The following is a 19,004-nucleotide window of genomic DNA, read 5'->3' on the forward strand; positions in this document are numbered from 1 at the left end:
TCCCTGCTCGGCCTCTTCTGATCACCAGCCGCGCCGGAGCCTCACCAGCCGCAGCCCACCGATCCGCCGGAAGCTCCCCGGAGCAGCGAGGACCTTCCGGCATTCCGACCTGTCGAAGTTCAGCGGCCGACCGAACCAACTCCCAGCCCGGCGCTCGGACTCCGGGTGGCCCGCGCGAGATCCTCCGAACGATCGTGTCCAGTCACGCCGCGCTCTACCGGTGAGCACAACGAGACCTCGGGCCGTCAGGTGTCGGATCGGAGCAGGGCGGTGACTGTGGTGACGACCTCGTTGAGGTGGGTCACGAGGTGGAAGTGGTCTCCGGGGAAGACTGTCAGGTCGAATTGGCCGGTTGTGGTGGTGGCCCAGTCGGCGGCTTCGGAGATGGTGGCTTGGGGGTCGCGGCTGCCGATCATGGCGCTGACGGGGAAGGACGGGAGTACGGCAGGAGGCTCCGGGTGGTAGCCGCGGAGGAGGTTCAGGTCGGCGGAGAGGGCCTGGATGATCAGGGCTCGGGACTCGGGGTCGTCGAGGAGTTCGGGTGGGGTGCCGCCGAAGTGATCCAGTTCTGCGAGTACGGCGTTCTCGTCGGTGGGGTCGACCGGGCGGGGGTTGTGGTGGATCGGCGCTTCCCGGCCGGAGACGATCAGCCGGGTCGGTGGGCGGTGGTGCAGTGCCAGGGCTGTCTCGTGGGCGACAGCGGCTCCCATGCTGTGGCCGAAGAGGGCGTAGCGGTCGTTGGTGACGTCTGCCAGCGCCTCGACGATAGTGGCGACCAGTTCGGGCATGGTGGTGGTTGGAGCGTCGTGGCGGCGGTCGCCGCGGCCGGCGTACTGGACGGCGACGAGTTCGATGTCGTCGGGGAGACGAGCGGCCCATGGTGTGTAGGCCCCAGCCCCGGCGCCCGCGTGGGGGAAGCAGACCAGGCGGAGTCTGGGTGCGCGGCGGCGGATGGGGACGTACAGCAGGTCAGACGTCATCAGGTGTCTCTTCTTCGGTGAGTGCCGAGCTGAGCATCTCGGCCAACGCGCGTGGAGTGGAGTGCGACAACAGGGCTGTCAGGGGCAGTGGGTGATCGACGGCGGCAGCCAGCCGGTTGCGGAGGTCGACTCTGCCGAGCGAGTCGAGTCCAACGGCGACCAGGTCGTCGTCGGGTGACAGCCGGAGCGGATCGTCGAAGCCGAGTACGGCGGCGGCCTCGGCGCGCACGAGGTTGATCAGGGGCGCATGCCCCGCCGGCTCTTCGGCGGGCCGGTCGACGAGGACGGGCGGTGCGGAGTAGCGGGCGGCGAGCAGCACGGGGATGGTGCTCTCGATCGCTGCGTCGAACAGGTCCAGCGCCTCCGGCGGGGACATGGTGGACAGACCGAGCTTGCGGAGCCGGATGGCGTCTGCGCGGCTCAACCGTTCTGTCATTCCGGGGCCGTCCCACCATCCCCAGGCGATGGTCAACGCCGGTAGGCCGTTCGCGTGGCGGTGCCTTGCGAACGCCTCCAACGACGCGTTCGCTGCTGCGTAAGCGCCCTGGCCCGGTGTCCCGAGCAGCGCCGCGGCGGAGCCGTAGAGGACGAAGTGAGTGAGAGGCAGGTCGCGGGTGCGATCGTGCAGCAGCCAGGCTGCTGCGGTCTTCGGCCTCAAGACTCGGGTCAGCTGATCAGGGCTGAGGTTCGCCGTGGTGGCGTCGTCCAGTACGCCGGCCGTGTGCACGACCGCGCGCAACGGGTACGCGGGATCGATCCCGGCCAGGAGTGCGTCGAGCTCAGCCGGGTCGGCGATGTCGCACGCGACCGCGGTGGCGTGCGCTCCGGCGGCTCGCAGCGTCGCCAGGAGATCGGCGGCGCCTGGAGCATCGGCACCTCGCCGGCTGCCCAGGAGGAGCCGGGTCACGCCGTGGTGGCGGACCAGGTGTTGGGCCAGTTGGCGCCCGAGTCCTCCGGTGCCGCCGGTGACGAGAACGGTGCCGTCGGCATCGAATCCGCGGCTCAGCACGCGAGCCGGTGTGGGCGCGGACGGAATAGGTGCTGGGGGCAAGGGATGTTCCGGGCGATCGGGCGGGTCGAGGAGGGCTGGGCGGAGCGGTTGGCCGGAGTACGGATCGAGGGTGGGGGTTTGGACGGCTCCTGCTTCCAGCTTGAGGTCCGGCCCTGGTGGATCCGCGCACAGCGCGGGGAGGAGGCTGACGGAGGACGGATGCTCGTCGTGGTCGAGCAGTGTGATGCGCCTGGGGAGCTCGGTGGCGGCCGATCGCCACAGGCCGCGGAGTGCGGCACCGACCGGGTCGGGATCGTCAGCGGTGGCATTGGTCGTGAGCAGGACCAATCGGCTCGCAGCCAGGCGTGGATCGCTCTGGCAGGCGCGAAGGATCGCAAGGTGATCGGTGGCGGCGAGCTTGATCGCGCAGGTGACGTCGTGGTCTCCGGAACGTCCGGTCACGATCACCAAGTCGGGCCTCGCCGCTCCGCTGAGGAGGTCTGCGAGTGTCGACTGCGGTAGGTGGCTCAAGGATTCCGAGCCGGAGCCGACGACGACTGTCGCGGGTGGCAGGGCCGCGTCGCTCGCGGAGGCAGCGCCAGCAGCAGGCTCGACGTGCACGTGCGGGGCGGCGTCCTCAGCCCCGTGCGTGCGAGCCATGACCTTCCAGCCAGGCACCAACAGCTTGGGCGGTGCGGTGATCGGTCGTACGCCGAGCGAGTCGGCGCTGAGGACCGGCCGGCCGTCGGGGCCGGCGATGCGCAGAGCCCAGCCGCCGTCGGCACGTGGATCGAGCCGCGCGATCAACGGACCACGCCAGGTGCGGTGCAAGGTGACGCCGGACCAGACGAACGGCAGCGCCGGCTCGGCGTCGGCGCGGTCGACCAGGATCGCCTGCAGTACGGCGTCCAGGACCGGCGGCGCGAACAGCTCCGGCCCCGCCGTCTCGGCGGCCTTGGCCGCCGCATAGACAACGCCGCACATTCGGCGGACCTCCTCGAGGCCACGGAACGCCGGTCCGTACTCGAGACCGCGGGACGCGGAGTGCTCGTAGTGCTTGTCGAGGGCAACGACTTCGCTCTCCGGCGGAATCGTGACGAGCCCCGGCCGCGGCGCGGCCCCGGCTGCGAAGCGGCCTTCGGCGTGCACCGTTCGGCCACCCGGACCACGGACCTCGACCCGGAACGTCAGTTCATCGGGGACGCTCACCACCCGGATGTCCGAGGGAACCGGGATCGGCGCCTGCAGGACCAGTTCCGCGACGCCAGGATGCCCGGCGCGCTGAGCAGCGCGCAGAGCCAGGTCGAGCAACGCAGTCGCCGGTACGACGTCCACGCCGTCGACTACATGGTCCAGCAGCCAAGGGCGGGTCGCGGGGTCGAGCCTCTCGGCCAGCACCGCCGGACCTTCGTCGGCGCCGAGCGAAGGAGTCGCGGCGAGGCTCCGAGGTGTGGTCGCCGGCAACCAGCAGCTCTCCCGCTGGAACGCGTACGTCGGCAGCGAGACCACCGATCCAGGCAGGACTGTCGGCCAGTCAGGCGAAGATCCCTGAACGTGCAGCGTGGCCAGAGCCCGGAGGGCAGCCACCGGCTCAGGCGTCCCGGGCGCAACGAACGCTGTCGCCGTGATGTCCGCCGACGCAGCCTGCGGGGCGAGCGCGGCGCTGGGACCGAGCTCCAGCAGCTGCCGGGCGCCGTGATCGACAGTCAGGGTCCGTACGGCGTCAGCGAATCGCACCGGCTCCCGAACGTGGCGCACCCAGTGCCCCGGATCCGCGAACTGCGAAGGATCGCTGGTGGCAGTGAGGCTGGAGATCAACGGGGTCGCCGCGGGGCGAAGCTCCAGCCCGTCGGCGACCGCCTGCAGGTCGGCAAGCACCGGGTCCATCAACTCGGAGTGGAAGGCGCGGTCCACCGATAGCCGCCGGGTCCGCAGCCCTGCGCCCGTCAACCGCTCCTCCGCAGCGGCAACGCCCGCCTCCGTGCCACTGATCACGAGAGCAGAAGGCGCGTTCAACGCCGCGATCTCGACCGGCAGCCCGGCCAGGTGTGTGAGCACATCCTGTTCCGTGCCTCTCACGGCGGTCATCGCACCGCGCGGTGAGAGTTTCTGCATCAATCGGCCCCGAGTCACCGCCAGGCGTACGGCGTCCGCCAAGGACATCACCCCGGCGAGGTGTGCCGCGGCAACCTCACCCGCGGAGTGACCGAGCAGCGCTCCCGGCCGGAATCCCCACGCTTCGAGGAGGCGGAACTGCGCGACCTGGAGGGCGAGCAACGCCGGCTGGGCGAAGTCCGTAGTCGCCGGCGCTGTGCTCGCGAACATGACGTCGCGCAGCGAACGGCCGAGCAACGGGTCCGCCAGATCGCAGACCTCGTCGAGCGCCCGTCGGAAGACCGAATGGGCGGCATAGAGCTCGCTTCCGGCTCCTGGACGCTGGCCGCCTTGCCCGGAGAACAGGAACGCGGGCAACTGAGAGCCGCGCGCCGTACCGCGGATCATCGCAGGATGCGGACGATCGGCTGCCAGCGCGTCGAGTGCTGCCCGCAGCTCCACCGCGTCCGTGGCGACCAGCGCGGCGCGGTGCTCCCACTCGGTGCGCGCGGTGGCGAGGGTGTGGGCGACGTCCGCGACGTCCAGCTCAGGATGGCGGACCAGGTGGTCACTCAGTCGCCGTGCTTGGGCGCGCAACGCCGGAGCCGATCGCGCCGACAACAGCCAGGCCGAGCCTGCGGCCCGGCGCCGCTCGGGTGCGCTCGGCTCCGATCCCGCGGCGAGCGGCGACTCCCCGAGATTGACCAACGGCGACTCCCCGGCATCGGCGAGCGGCGGCTCCCCGAGATCCGCGAGCGGCGGCTCCTCGAGGATGAGGTGCGCGTTCGTCCCGCTGATCCCGAACGCCGAGATCGCGGCCCGCCGTACGCGCTCGGGGTCGCGGGGCCACGAGCGGTCCGCGGTCAGCAACGAGACGCCCGCGTCCCAGTCCACGTGCGGACTGGGTGGGTCCGCATGCAACGTGCGCGGCAGCCGGCCCGCAGCGAAAGCCCCGACCAGCTTGATGATCCCGCCGACGCCGGCCGCAGCCTGGGTGTGGCCGACGTTGGACTTCAGCGAGCCGAGCAGCAGCGGACGCCGCGCGGCCCGGCTGGGCCCGTAGACCGCGGCGAGGGCACCCGCCTCGATCGGGTCGCCGAGCGGCGTGCCGGTGCCGTGCGCTTCGACAGCGTCGACGTCGCCAGGTGTCAGACCTGCGTCGGCCAGCGCGCGCCGGATGACATCTTCCTGCGCCAAGCCGCTGGGCGCGGTCAGCCCGTTGCTGGCGCCGTCCTGATTCACGGCACCGCCGCGGATCACCGCATGGACCTGGTGGCCGTGCCGCAGCGCGTCGTCGAGACGTTCCAGTACGACGACTCCTGCGCCTTCGCTCAGTCCGGTCCCGTCGGCACCGGCTCCGAAGGCCTTGCAGCGACCGTCGTCCGCGAGCCCGCCTTGGCTTCCGAAGGTGAGCTGCGTCCCCGACGTGCTCATCACGGTGACACCACCGGCCAGGGCGAGCTTCGTCTCTCCTGAACGCAGGGCACGGCAAGCCAGGTGTACGGCGACGAGCGACGACGAACACGCGGTGTCCACCGTGATCGCCGGTCCCCGCAGACCAAGGACGTAGGCAAGGCGTCCGGACAGAACGCTCCCGGACGAACCTGTCAGTCGATGGCCGGCGAGCCACTCCGGCGACTCCGCCAGCGGCGGACCGTACTCCTGCTGGTTGGCCCCGATGTAGACCGCGGTGTCGCTGCCGCGCAGCCGCGCCGGATCCGTCCCCGAGTGCTCCAGGGCCTCCCACGTGACTTCGAGGAGCAGACGCTGCTGCGGGTCCATCGACAACGCTTCCCGTGGCGAGATCCCGAAGAACTCCGCGTCGAACCCCGCGACGTCGTCCAGGAATCCGCCACGCACCGCGGGAGGCGTGATCCAGTCCCGGTCCGACGGTGCCGCGCTGGTCGCGTCGCGCCCGGCGGCGACCAGCTCCCAGAGTTCCTCAGGGCTGCTGACGCCTCCGGGATAGCGGGCGCCCATCCCGACGATCGCGATGGGTGCCTGCCGTTCGGATTCCAGCTCGGCCAACCGGTCGCGAGCTGTGCGCAGCTCGGCCGTGACTCGCTTCAGGTAGCTGAGCAGCCGTTCCTCGTCGCTCACGACGCCTCCGGGTCGAGGCCGAACTCGGCGTCGATCATCCGCAGCAGGTCATCGGTACCGGCCGCTTCGATGTCGGTCGGCAGGTCTGCCTCGGGCTCCGCCGCACCGGTTTGCTGCGCTGGGAAGAGCAGATCGTTGACCCGTGAGCCGAGAGCTGCGGCCGTCGGGTGGTCGAAGACGACCGTCACGGGGAGCCGCAGGCCGGTACCGGCGTTGATGCGATTGCGCAGCTCGACCGAGGTCAGCGAGTCGAAGCCCAGGTCCCGGAACGCCTGACCGGGCGGCAGTTCGGCGGCACTCGACAACCGCAGTACGGCGGCCGCCTGCTCCTGGATCCAGCTCGTGGCCATCGCCTGGCGCTCGTCAGGCGACCGGCGCTCAAGCCGTTCGCGCAGCGACGATCCGGGCACACCGTTCCGGGTCGAAGGATCGTCAGCAGGCAACCGCCCAGCCGATGGCGTCCCGAGATCCGGTGCGGTCGGCCGGATCGCCACCAGCCGGGGCTCCGGCCGCGAGTGGGCAGCATCCAGCAGCGCAAGTCCGTCAGCGGTCGTGAGCGGGCGCAGCCCGCTGTCCGCCATCCGGTTCAGATCGCGTTCGGTCAGATGCCGGCTCATCCCGCTGGGTTGTTGCCACAGGCCCCAAGCCATCGCCCGCCCACGATGGCCACGATGCGACCGATGCGCTGCGAGCCCGTCCAGGAAGGCGTTGGCCGCCGCGTAGTTGGCCTGACCGGGCAGACCGAGAGTCCCGGCCACCGAGCTGTACAGAGTCAGGTCGGCCAACTCGAGATCCCGGGTCCGCAGATGCAACCACCAGGCAGCATCCACCTTCGGCCGGAACACCTCTGCGAGTTGATCCGGGGTGAGCTCCGCCAAGGTCGCATCCCGGAGTACGCCGGCCGCGTGCACGATCGCCGTCAACGGATGATCCGCCGGTACGACGGCCAGCAGCCGGTCGACCTCGGCCGGATCCGACAGGTCCCCCACGTGCACCGTCGTCCGCACCCCAAGATCCGCCAGCTCCGCCCGGAGCGCGGACGTCCGCTCCTCCCCCGCCGCGGTCCGGCCGGACAGCAGCAGATGCCGTACGCCGTACTCGGCCACGAGATGCCGGGCAAGATCGACACCGAGTGTCCCGGTACCGCCGGTGATCAGCACAGTCCCGTCGCGATCGATCGGAATCGGCAAGGTGAGCACGAGCTTCCCGGTGTGCCGCGCGTCGCGGAAGTCCCGGATCACCGCCGGCGCAGCCTCGATCGGCCGAGCCGCGACCGGCAGCGGCGGAAGCGACCCGTCAGCGATCAGTGCGAGCAGGTCGGCGTACAGGGCGGCGATCGTCGCCGGCTCCACACTCAGGATGTCGAACGGCCGGTACATCACATCGCCGCGAACAGCGTCGACGGCCGCACGCTCACGGAGATCGAGCTTTCCCATCTCCAGGAAGCGTCCGCCGGGCGTCAGCAGCCGGAGCGAGGCGTCGACGAAGTCGCCGGTCAGCGAGTTGAGGACGACGTCCACGCCGCGGCCCTGCGTTGCGAGGCGTAGCCGCGGTTCGAAGTCGAGGCTGCGTGAGGAAGCGATGCGGTCGGCCGGCACTCCCATCGCCGCCAGCGTGGGCCACTTGTCCGGGTGGGCGGTCGCGAAGACCTCGGCGCCGAGAGTCCGCGCGATGTGGACGGCGGCCATGCCGACGCCACCGGTCGCGGTGTGGATCAGGACCGAGTCGCCGGCCCCCACCCTGCCGAGGGTGACAAGTCCGTAGTACGCCGTCAGGTACGCGATCGGTACGCCGGCCGCCTGGGCGTAGCTCCACTCGGCCGGGATCGCCGCCACCAGACGGGCATCGGTCACGACCCGCGTGGCCGCGGCGCTGGTGGTCAGGCTGGTGATGCCCATGACCCGATCGCCCACCGCGATGTCGCTGACATCAGAACCGACCGCTGTCACGCGGCCGGCGAACTCCCGGCCGATCGACGCGGTACCGGGGAACAGGCCCATGGTCGTCACGACATCGACGAAGTTGAGACCGGCAGCGTGGACCGCCACCGCGACCTCCCCAGGCCCCGGCGTCCGCTCGTGCTCGGGCGCAGGCACCAGCTCCAGCCGATCAGGCGTAGTGGTGTCCGCAGGTCCGGTCAGCGCGAGCTTCCACGGGCCGGACGTGCCCGGAGCGATCAACAGGTCGTCATCCGAGACCGCGACGAGGACCGGCTCGGTGGCGATCCCGTCGCGCAGTGCCAGCTGGGGCCGCCCTGCGACGACGGCCGCCGGCAGCAGGCGGTCGGAGTACACGCTGCCGTCGGTGTCCACCAGTCCGATCTGATCCGGGTACTCCGCTGCAGCGCTGCGCCACAGACCCGCGATCGCCGCCGCGACCAGATCAGGGTCGCCCGTCGTGGCACGGTACGTCGCCACGACGATTCGGCTGTCAGCCAATCGTGGGTCGGCGAGGAGAGCTTGCAGTAACTGCAGGTGGTGGAGCGATCGCCGACGTACCCGCTCGGGCAGTCCGGTCTCCTCGCCCGCGTCGGCCGGTTCGTGGACCACCACTGTTGGTGGTGCGTCGGCGAGGAGTTGCGGCAGCTCGTCGTACACGGTTGCTGTCGGCAACGCCGGATGCGGAGGTCCGAGAACCACCGTACCGGTCCCCAACCCGCCTTCGAGTCTCAGCACGGTGGGCGTCCAGTCCAGCTGCCGCAACGGCAGGTCCGGATCAGGTGCGGGGCGGAACGTGATCGTGCCCTCGGCCACCAGCTGATCGGCGGGATCGGTGACGGTCAACTGATAGGTGTCGTCACCGAGGCGGCGGGCGACGACGCGGGCCGACGAGGCCGAGCGGCCGAACAGGCGCACCGACGACCAGGTGAACGGCATCCGCGTGCTGTCGTCGTCGGCCCCGAGCAGGATCGGGTGCAGCGCCATGTCCAGCAGGACCGGGTGGGCCGCGAAGCCGGACGGCTCGATGTCGTTGCCCATGGCCACTTCGGCGAACAGTTCGCCGTCTCGGCGCCAGAGCCGTTCCAGGCCCTGGAACGACGGACCATAGGTGTACCCGGTGCGCCGCAGCAGTTCGTAGCCGTTGGCAACGTCGACCTCGTCGGCGTCCACCGGCGGCCAGACGCCGGGCGGGGACGGGTGCACCTCGCTGACCGGGGCAACGACGCCGCGGGCGTGGCGGGTCCAGGCGGCGTCCGCCGGGGCGTTCGCGGGGCGGGCGTACAGGCTGACCGCGATCGTGCCATCGGGCCCCGGCGCCTCGCGGGCGACCTGAACGTCGAGATCGTCGCCGTCGTCGGGAAGCCGCAGCGGAGTCTCCAGGACGAGCTCGCGCAGCTCGTTGTCCCGACCACCGGCAGCGAACGCGAGCTCGGCCAGCAGCGTGCCGGGCACGAGCGCGCCACCGTGCAACGCGTGATCGACCAGCCAGGGCAGGTTGTGGGTCGAGAGCCGGCCCAGGTGCAGCGATCCGCCGGTGTGGGGCAGGTCGACCGTGCCGGTCAGCACCGGGTGGTTCGACTTCCCTCTGCTCACCGGTCGTGCAGGCGCCGGCTTCGGCCAGAAACGCTGATGCTGGAAGGCGTACGACGGCAGCGTCGTCACCTCTCCCCCGGTCTCCCCAGCCTGCCAATCGACCGGGAGGCCGACACGAAACGCCTCGGACAACGCGAGGGTGAGGCGGTTTTGCGCGTCTTCCCCGCGTCGCAGCGTCCCGAGCGCCACGGCGTCGACGCCCGCGTCCTCGAAGGTCTCCTCGAGCGCGGTGCGCAGCAGCGGGTGCGGATTCACCTCGAGGAAGCTGCGGTGCCCGGCCGCGAGCGCGGCCCGGACTGCACGTTCGAGGAGGACGGGCTGCCGGGCGTTGCGCCACCAGTAGTCGCTGTCGAGCCCATCGGTGCTCATCGGTTCGCCGGACACGGTCGAGAAGAAGGCGACGTTCCCGGCCATCGGCGACACCGGCCGCAGCGCGGCCAGCAGCTCCTGGTGCAGAGGTTCGATCTGTGCGCTGTGGCCCGCGTTGCTCACGCCCGGCAGACGCCTGACGTGGACGTCGTCGGCCTCGAGCCGGAGCAGCAGGTCTTCCAGCGCTGCAGGGTCGCCGCCGATCGTCGTACTGGCCGGGCCGTTCACCGCCGCGATCTCGAGGCCGTCGTACGACGTCAGCCGGCGGGTGAGGTCCGCTGCGGGCAGAGCCACCGAGGCCATCGCACCCTGACCGGACAGCCCGAGCAGCGCCTTGCTGCGGACGGCGATGATCCGGGCGGCGTCCAGCAGCGTCAGGCCGCCGGCGACGTGAGCAGCCGCGATCTCGCCTTGCGAGTGACCGATCACCGCGGCCGGCTCCACACCGCGAGACCGCCAGAGTTCGGCCAGCGACACCATCATGGTGAACAAGGCGGGCTGGACGACGTCGACCCGATCGAGCGGTGGGCAGCCTGGCGTCTGTCGCAGTACGTCGAGAACGTTCCAGTCCAGATGGGTGGAGAACGCCGCGGCGCACTCCTCGGCCTTCGCCGTGAAGACCGGCTCCTCGTCCAGCAGCCCCTTGGCCATCTCCAGCCACTGCGACCCCTGCCCCGGGAAGACGAACACTGTGCCGCTGCCCCCGACCGCCGGCACCGGATCAGGGTTGTCGCCGATGCGGCGAAGTTCACCGAGCAGCTCGTCGCGGCTCGTGCCGACCGCCACGGCCCGCTGGCTGAATCCAGGACGGGTGGCGAGCGTTCGAGCGACGTCCGCGAGCGGCTCGGTCGCGTGCGTCTGCAGGTGATCGAGCAAGCGGCGGGCCTGGCCTGCGAGTGCGGCCGGCGTGCGTGCGCTCAGCGGCAAGGCATAGGTCCTGCCACTCACGTCGATCTCAGCGGCAGCGGCGTGCTCAGCTTCCTCGATGATCACGTGGGCGTTGGTGCCGCCTGCTCCGAAGCCGGAGACGCCGGCGCGGCGCGGCCGGTCCTTCCGCTCCCAACTGCGCGCCTGCGAGAGCACTCGGACCGTGCCGGACGACCAATCGATCCGCGGCGACGGCTCGTCGGCGTTGAGCGTCCGCGGCAGTACTTCGTGCTGAAGCGCCATCACCATCTTGATGACACCGGCCACACCCGCCGCTGCCTGGGTGTGTCCGACGTTCGTCTTGACGGATCCGATCCACAACGGCTGATCAGCAGACCTCGCGGCGCCGTACACGGACTGCAGGGCGTTGACCTCGATCGGGTCGCCCAACTGGGTGCCCGGGCCGTGCGCCTCCACGACATCGACTCCGTCAGCACCGAGTCCCGCATCGGCCAGCGCGGACCGCACCACGCGCTGCTGCGCCGGACCGTGCGGAGCGGTCAGCCCGTTGCTCGCGCCGTCCTCGTTGAGCGCCGTACCGCGGATGACGGCCAGGACCCGATGACCGAGACGACGAGCGTCCGAGAGCCGCTCCAGCACCAGGACCCCGGCGCCCTCCGACCATCCGGTTCCGTCCGCACCGGAGCCGAAGGCCTTCGACCGGCCGTCGGGCGAGAGCGCGCCCTGCGCGGTGAAGTCGGTGAACATCGTCGGCGTCGACATGATCGTCACGCCGCCGGCCAACGCCAGCGAACACTCGCCCGAGCGCAACGAGCGGGCGGCGAGGTGGATCGCGGTCAGGGACGACGAGCACGCGGTGTCGACGGCGAGCGCCGGCCCTTCCAGCCCGAGAACGTACGCGAGCCGGCCGGCCAGCACGCTGGTCGTGCTCCCCGTGTAGATGTAGCCGTCGAGACCGGCCTCCGCCTGCTGCGCGAGGGAGTCGTACTGCTGCGGTATCGCGCCGACGAACACCCCGGTCGGCGTGGTCCGCAGGGACTGCGGATCGAGCGCGGCGTGCTCGATCGCCTCCCAGCCCACCTCCAGCAACACCCGTTGCTGCGGGTCCATCGCCAGCGCCTCACGCGGTGAGATCCCGAAGAACGCGGCGTCGAAGTCAGCGGCGTCGCGCAGGAATCCCGCCTGCCGGGTGCCGCTGCTGCCCGGGCCGGTGGAGAAGAGCCGTTCCAGGTCCCAACCACGATCGGTGGGGAAGTCGCCGATGACGTCACGCTCGTCGGCGACCACTCGCCACAGATCGTCGGGGCTCCGTACGTCGCCCGGGAAGCGGCAGCCGATGCCGACGATCGCCAGCGGCTCGTTGGCCGGAGTCACCTCGACGGCCTGGACGGGAACCTCGACGGGCGCGGGCAGCGGGCCGGCTTCGGCCAGGAAGGCCGCGGTCTTCCGCGGGGTCGGGTGGTCGAACAACAGACTGCTCGGCAGCGTCTGGGCGATCGCTCCACCAAGCCGCTCGGTCAGGTCGAGAATTGTCAGCGAGTCGAGTCCCAGGACCTGGAAGACCGCGTCAGGGTCGAGACCAGTGGCGTCGACACCCAGGATCTGCGCGGTCTCGTCCATCACCAGCTGCAAGGTGTCGCGGGAAGGCCGAGGCTGCTCGGCGACCTGGTCGGTCGGCCAGTAGCGGGTCCGCCGGAACCGGTACGTCGGGAGCTCCGCGCGGGGACCACGCGGCACGAACGACGTCCGGCCGCCTCCGGCGACCCAAGCAGCCACGGCATCCTTCAACTCGTGGTCGGAGCTGTCCCCCACGACCTGCCCCGGAGTATCGGCGCGATGCCGCAGCGCATCAGCAGCGTCGTCGAAGATCACCGCGCTCCGGACAGCGAACGCCGTCCGGTGATGCGCGAGCTCCGCCGCTGCAGCGCCGACCGGAACATTGCCATCGGCAAGGTGTTCGTACACCGCCGCGGCCTGCGCGCGCAGCGCTTCCTCGGTCCGCCCGGACAGCAGCAGCACGTGGGCCGCGGGGACCGCCTGGACAGGTGCGGCCGGCGGTTCGGCCACGACCACGTGGCAGTTGGCTCCGCCGAGCCCGAAGGAGCTGACGCCGGCGACCCTCGGAGCCTCGGCGGACCACTCGCCAGTCGCGACCTGCGGCCGCAGTCCCCAACGGTCGAGTGGAATGCGGGCCGGCGGAGCAGTGAAATGCAGCGTCGCCGGGACCTCGCCGAACTCCGCGCTCAGCACGGCCTTGATCAGCCCGGCGATGCCGGCCGCGGCCTGCAGATGCCCGAGGTTGCTCTTCGCCGACCCGACCAGAAGCGGGTCACCCGATGCCCGTCGCGCACCGAGGACGGCACCCAGCGCCTCCGCTTCCACGGGGTCGCCGACCGTGGTGCCTGTTCCGTGCAGTTCGACATACCCGACCTCGTCGGGCTCGGTCCGCGCATCGGCCAGCGCGGCCCGCAGCAACGACTCCTGCGCCGCCACGTCCGGGACCGTGAGCGCTCCGGCGCCGCCGCTGTGGTTGACCGCCGAGCCCCGCAGTACGGCGTGGATCCGGTCGCCGTCGGCGAGCGCCGCGGACAGCGGCTTGAGGACGACCAGACCGCCACCCTCGCCGCGGACGAACCCGTCGGCCCGCGCGTCGAACACCCTGCTGCGACCGGTCGGCGACATCGCGCCGGTTGCGGCCAGGACCTCGTCGGCGGTGTCGTCGAGCATCAGGCTGACGCCGCCTGCGACGGCCACGGACGCTTCGCCGGCCCGCAGGCTCCGGGACGCCAGGTGGACCGCGGTGAGGGACGACGACTGTCCGGTGTCCACCGTGAGACTCGGCCCCTGGACGCCGAGGACGTGCGACAGCCGCGCGGCGGTCATCGCCCGTCCGCCACCCGTGGTGGTGTGCAGGTCGGGCGCGATGTCGGCCGCTCGCAGTACCGACTGCCACTCGTCGTCCGACTGTCCGATCATGACGGCGACGTCCGCACCACGCAGCGTCTCCGGCAGCACACCTGCGTCTTCCAGCGCCTCCCAGCCGAGCTCCAGGATCAGCCGCTGGTGCGGATCCGTACGCCGCGCCTCGCGCGCGGACAGACCGAAGAACTCGGCATCGAACCCGTCGACCGACTCCAGGAATCCTGCCTGGCCGGACGGCCGGGCCGCAGTACGGCCGGGCGGCGCGGGCACCACGGCGTCCACACCCGCCCGGAGCATGCGCCAGTAGGCCTCCGGGCCGTCGGCGCCGGGGAACCGGCACGCGATGCCGATGACGGCGATGTCGTTGCTGCTGTCGCGTTCCACGGTCATGAGTGGTTCGTCGCCTTTCGTGTCGTCCCGGCCCGCCGGGTGATCAGGAGGCCGCTCACAGCGGGAGGTTGCAGTGCTTGCGCGGCAGCGTCGTCCGCTTCTTGGAGCGCAGCAGCCAGAGCGCCCGGTGCAGCCGTTCCCGCGTCTCGCCGGGAGCGATGACCTCCTGGACCGCGCCGTCCGCGGCCGCGCCGAAAGCGTCGGTGGATCCGCCGGCGCCGTCCGGCCAGGCCAGCACGGTGTCGGCGCCCAGTTGCCTGGAGCCCAGCGCGAGTTGAACCATCGCCGGCACGGGGGCCGTCAGGACCGTCAGCAGGGGTACCGTCGCCTCGGCGTACGCGTACATCAACCGGGTCATTCCCAGCTCGGACGTCGCCACCGCCGATCCGCTCGGGCGGCCCGCACTCCCCGCGAACGTGACGACCGGCAGATCGAAGGCGTCACAGGTCCGGACGAATCTGGCGATCTTGTCCCCCGCGGCGCCGGCCAGCAGATTCTCGTCGGGACCGGCGGCCACGAACCCCACCGCCGCACCGCCGATCCGGCCGAATCCGGTCACGACCTCGGGAGCGAAATCGGCATGGACCGGGAGCAGTCCGTCGTCCAGAACCCAGGTCGGCACGACCGAGCTGTCGACCTGCCGATTGTTGCCCAGGGCCCGAGGTTGTCGCACACCCGTCCCCGGTGTGAGGTACGACAGCAGGTCCCGTACGTACCGGAAAGCATCCGCCTCGTCGACCGCCAGGTAGTGCGCCGTACCAGCCACCTCCGCGTGGACCCGCGCACCACCGAGCTCGTCCAGGCTGACCTGCTGACCCACGGCCTGGCGAGTCACCTCCGGCCCGGTGACGAACATGTGCGACGTCCCGTCGACCATCACGATGAAGTCTGTCAGCGCGGGCGAGTACGCCGCACCGCCCGCGCACGGACCGCAGATCACCGAGATCTGCGGCACGACCCCCGACAACCGCACGTTCCGCTGAAAGATCTGCCCGTACAGGCTCTGGGCGACCACACCCTCCTGGATCCGCCCACCCGCACTGTCCTTGATCCCGACGATCGGCACCCCGGACCGCTCGGCCAGCTCCATCAGCTCGACGATCTTGCGCCCCGCGACCTCGCCGAGACTGCCGCCGAAGACCGTGAAGTCCTGAGCGAAGCAACACACCGGCGCGCCACCCACCGTCCCGTGCCCGGTGACCACCGAGTCACCGGGCGGACCCTCGCGTTCTTGTTGCCCCGGCCAACTACCGCGCATCGACGCATCGGTCTCACTGAACGAACTCGGGTCGAGCAGCAGGTCGAGCCGCTCCCAGGCGGACAACCGCCCCCGCGCCGCCTGAGACACCTTGGCCCGCACCCGCGAAGCCTCAGCAGCCTCACGCCGCCGGACCAGTTCGGTCATCGTCGTCGGCCGTTCGGCGGTGTCCAGTGATCTCATCTCACGAAAATCCAATCAAGCCGCCAGGAGCAGGAACCACACCGCATGCAAGGGATGGAACTCCGATCGATCGCGACATGTTTCCCGGAATCGAACAGCGGCGAGGATCTGCCAACTCACCGCTGTGTGACGCCGCTCATGGCGAGCGGCGCACGAGTGTGTGCCCTTACGAGGAATTCGCCGGGCGGCGAGCCGAGGGAGTCTCGGTTCGCCGCCCGGCGATGTGGTTCGGCACTCCGTCGGAGGTGCGGCGGTCAGAAGGCGGGGTGCATCCAGTCGGAGCAGACGTCCCCGAACGCGCCGTTCGAGCCGCAGACGCGGAACTTCTCGACCTTGTTGGGGAGGGTGTGGTAGCTCTTGGCCGCGTTGCACGTCGAGGCGCACCACCGATCTCCTGCGGGCGCTGCGGAAGCCGGGACCGTGGCCCCACCCAGCCCCGCGGCCACCGCCGCCACAACAGTGGCTGCGCCACGAGACATTGCCTTGAACGATATTCTTTCCCCACCTGTCGGAAGTTTCGATTTCCTCAACCATAAAGGCGTTTCGGTGCGGATCGACATTTTCCCGGTGGCAGGTTTTGGCCACGGCCTCACCCGAGATTTCCCCAGCTTGCAGAAATGGCCAGAATATCGACCAGCCGGAAGAATTGTCAGTACTCAGCGGTTCAGGTTCGGGCGGAATCGGCTCACAGGCCGCGCGTGGCGACCTCCCGGGCTCGATGGGTACCTGGGACGGTATGAGAACTCGATGGCTGTTCGGCGACCAGCTGGGACCGCACTTTCTCGACGAGCCCGGGCAGCCGGCGCTGATGATCGAGTCGCGCGACGTGTTCGCGCGCCGGCGGTTCCATCGCCAGAAGGCCCACCTCGTGCTGTCGGCGATGCGGCACCGGGCCGCGGAGCTCGGTGACCAGGTCCGCTACCTGAAGGCCGGGACCTATCGCGCGGCACTCGCCAAGGTCAGCGACGACCTGTCCGTCTGCGCGCCGACCTCGTACGCCGCCGACCGGTTCGTCCGGAGCCTGGACGGCGTGGAAGTGCTGCCGGACCGTGGGTTCTGCACGAGCCGGGACGACTTCGCGCTGTGGGCTGCACGGCCTGGCTCGAAACGGCTGCTGATGGAGGACTTCTACCGCGAGGCCCGGGTCCGGCTCGAGGTCCTCATGGATGGCTCGAATCCGGCCGGTGGGCAGTGGAACTTCGACCACGACAACCGTGAGCCGCCGCCGCACCAACCCACGCTGGGCGTGACCGAGCCGTGGTGGCCCCACGAGGACGAGGTCGACGACGAGGTCCGGGCGGATCTCGACCGCTGGGAGCGCGACGGCGACGTACGGTTCACCGGTCAGGACGGGCCGCGGCGCTTCGCCGCCACCAGGCGGGAGGCGTTGCACGTACTCCGCGACTTCGTCGCGCACCGGCTGCCGGCCTTCGGTCCGCACGAGGACGCGATGCTGACCGGCGACGACTGGATGGCGCACTCGTTGCTCTCGGCCCCTTTGAACCTCGGCCTGCTCGATCCGCTCGAGGCCGTCGTACGAGCTGAGGACGCCTACCGGACGGGCGCCGCGCCGTTGAGCTCGGTGGAAGGGTTCGTCCGGCAGCTGATCGGCTGGCGCGACTACATCTGGCACCTGTACTGGCACTTCGGCGCCGACTACCGGCACCGCAATGCGCTCCTGGCCCGCCGGCACGTCCCGGACTGGTTCGCCGACCTCGACGCCGACGGCACCGTCGAAGCGCGCTGCCTGTCGGAGACCCTGCGCGGTGTCCGCGAGCACGGCTGGGTCCACCACATCCCACGTTTGATGGTGCTCGGCAACTACGCGATGCAGCGCGGCTGGCGTCCGGACGAGGTCACCGACTGGTTCCACCGTTCGTTCGTCGACGGCTACGACTGGGTGATGGTGGCGAACGTCGTCGGGATGTCGCAGTACGCCGACGGTGGCCTGCTCGCCACCAAGCCGTACGCCGGCGGCGGCGCCTACATCGACCGGATGAGCGACTTCTGCGGGTCGTGCCGCTACGACCCGAAGGTCCGGGTCGGCGACGACGCCTGCCCGTTCACCGCCGGGTACTGGTGGTTCCTCGACCGCAACGCCGATCGCCTGCAGGGCAACCAGCGGATCGCCCGCCAACTGTCGGCGCGCCAACGGCTCGACGACCTGCCCGACCTCGTCGACCAGGAGCAGAAACGTGGAAACGACGCCCCGTGATACTCACTTCCGGTATCGACCAGCCACGTCGTACCGGGTCAGTGGCCCGCGGCGGCCTCCACCATCGCCACCACGACCCAGGCCGCAAAGTTACTCATCGCCGCCGATGAGGCCCCCGTTGTGCCAGTCTTGGGTGCATGGCGTCCGGTGAGGACCCTGCTCGGGGCGAGGTCGCCCCGACGCAGCCCGTCGTTCCGGTGGGACACGTCTCCGCGCTGCTCGGGGTTCCGACCATCACGCTGCGCAGCTGGGAGCTGCGCTACGGCATCGGCCCTTCGGAGCGCAGCCCCGGACAGCACCGGCGCTACACCGAGGCCGACATCGATCGGTTACGCAAGATGCAGCAGCTCATCGGACGAGGAACGCCCCCGCGCGAAGCCGCCAGACTGAGTACATCCGGCTACGCCACCGAACCATCGACTCGTGGCACCGACGTGATCGACCACCCTGTCCATCTGATCACCGCCGCAGAGTCTCTTGCTGTGGGCAAGATCGGAGATCATCTGGACAGATGCTTCGAGGGCCGGGGCGTTCGGTGGACGTGGAACGAGGTTCTCGTACCGGCGTTCCGGCAACTGGAGGCCCGCTTCGCCACCGACGGCGACTGCACGGACATCGAGCTCGTCCTGGCCGGTGCCACCGAGTCTGCTGTCGAGCGATACCTGGCCGGCAGACGCTTCGACCCGAAGGGCGATCGGCCGGTCCTGCTCGTCCACTGCCCGATCGAACGACATTCCTTGCCGCTCGTCGCGCTTCGCGCGGTACTCCTGGAGCGATCGCAGCCCGTCGTCCTGCTCGGGCCGGACACCACTCGAGCCGCGATCCTCGAGTTCGTCCAACGGGTCAGCCCACTTGTCGTGGTCCTCTGGTCAAGTATCAAACGAGCAAACCAGGCGAGCCTGCTCGCTGCCGTGAGTGCGACCGGCAGGCCTGCTCTGCCGGCCGGACCCGGATGGCCGAAACGACTGAATCCGCTGTCCAGTCTCGACGACGCCGCCGGCCGCCTGACCGCGCACTCCTGAACTTGTGCAATCGCAACGCCACGCTTTACTTCGCGTACTGCTGTGCATAAGTTTTGAAT

The 19,004-nt window shown here is 70.4% G+C and carries 7 protein-coding genes; 2 read left to right on the plus strand and 5 right to left on the minus strand.

All coding sequences use genetic code 11. The features are described from left to right. Positions 1-245: 245 nt before the first annotated feature. From ACZ6Z4_RS13640 to ACZ6Z4_RS13660, 5 genes are all read right to left on the minus strand, one after another. A complete protein-coding gene (locus ACZ6Z4_RS13640; RefSeq protein ID WP_465562493.1) occupies positions 246-980 on the minus strand; it encodes a thioesterase II family protein in 735 nt (244 codons plus the stop codon). Then, positions 970-6,165, minus strand: a complete 5,196-nt coding sequence (locus ACZ6Z4_RS13645) for a type I polyketide synthase (protein ID WP_465562495.1) — start codon at positions 6,163-6,165, stop codon at positions 970-972. Before ACZ6Z4_RS13645 ends, ACZ6Z4_RS13640 begins: the two co-directional genes overlap by 11 nt. Beyond that, the gene (locus tag ACZ6Z4_RS13650) at positions 6,162-14,267 is read right to left on the minus strand and encodes an SDR family NAD(P)-dependent oxidoreductase (RefSeq protein ID WP_465562497.1); all 8,106 of its coding nucleotides are present in this window, start codon (positions 14,265-14,267) and stop codon (positions 6,162-6,164) included. The genes ACZ6Z4_RS13645 and ACZ6Z4_RS13650 overlap by 4 nt, the downstream gene beginning before the upstream one ends. Positions 14,268-14,322: 55 nt before the next feature. Next, on the minus strand, positions 14,323-15,708 hold the full coding sequence (locus tag ACZ6Z4_RS13655; RefSeq protein ID WP_465562499.1) for an acyl-CoA carboxylase subunit beta: 1,386 nt from the start codon (positions 15,706-15,708) through the stop codon (positions 14,323-14,325). Between the two features lie 254 nt (positions 15,709-15,962). Beyond that, complete coding sequence (locus ACZ6Z4_RS13660; RefSeq protein ID WP_465562501.1) at positions 15,963-16,187, minus strand: hypothetical protein; 225 nt, start codon at positions 16,185-16,187, stop codon at positions 15,963-15,965. A 257-nt stretch (positions 16,188-16,444) separates the two neighbouring features. On the opposite strand from ACZ6Z4_RS13660, the gene ACZ6Z4_RS13665 reads away from it, so the two are divergent. Beyond that, positions 16,445-17,923 (plus strand): cryptochrome/photolyase family protein, encoded by a 1,479-nt coding sequence (locus ACZ6Z4_RS13665; RefSeq protein WP_465562503.1) that lies wholly within the window; start codon positions 16,445-16,447, stop codon positions 17,921-17,923. A 137-nt stretch (positions 17,924-18,060) separates the two neighbouring features. Beyond that, positions 18,061-18,945 carry a MerR family transcriptional regulator gene (locus ACZ6Z4_RS13670; protein ID WP_465562507.1) on the plus strand — a complete coding sequence of 295 codons (885 nt, stop codon included), beginning with the start codon at positions 18,061-18,063 and terminating at the stop codon, positions 18,943-18,945. Positions 18,946-19,004: the final 59 nt, after the last annotated feature.

The organism is Kribbella sp. NPDC104740 (genome assembly GCF_055583505.1).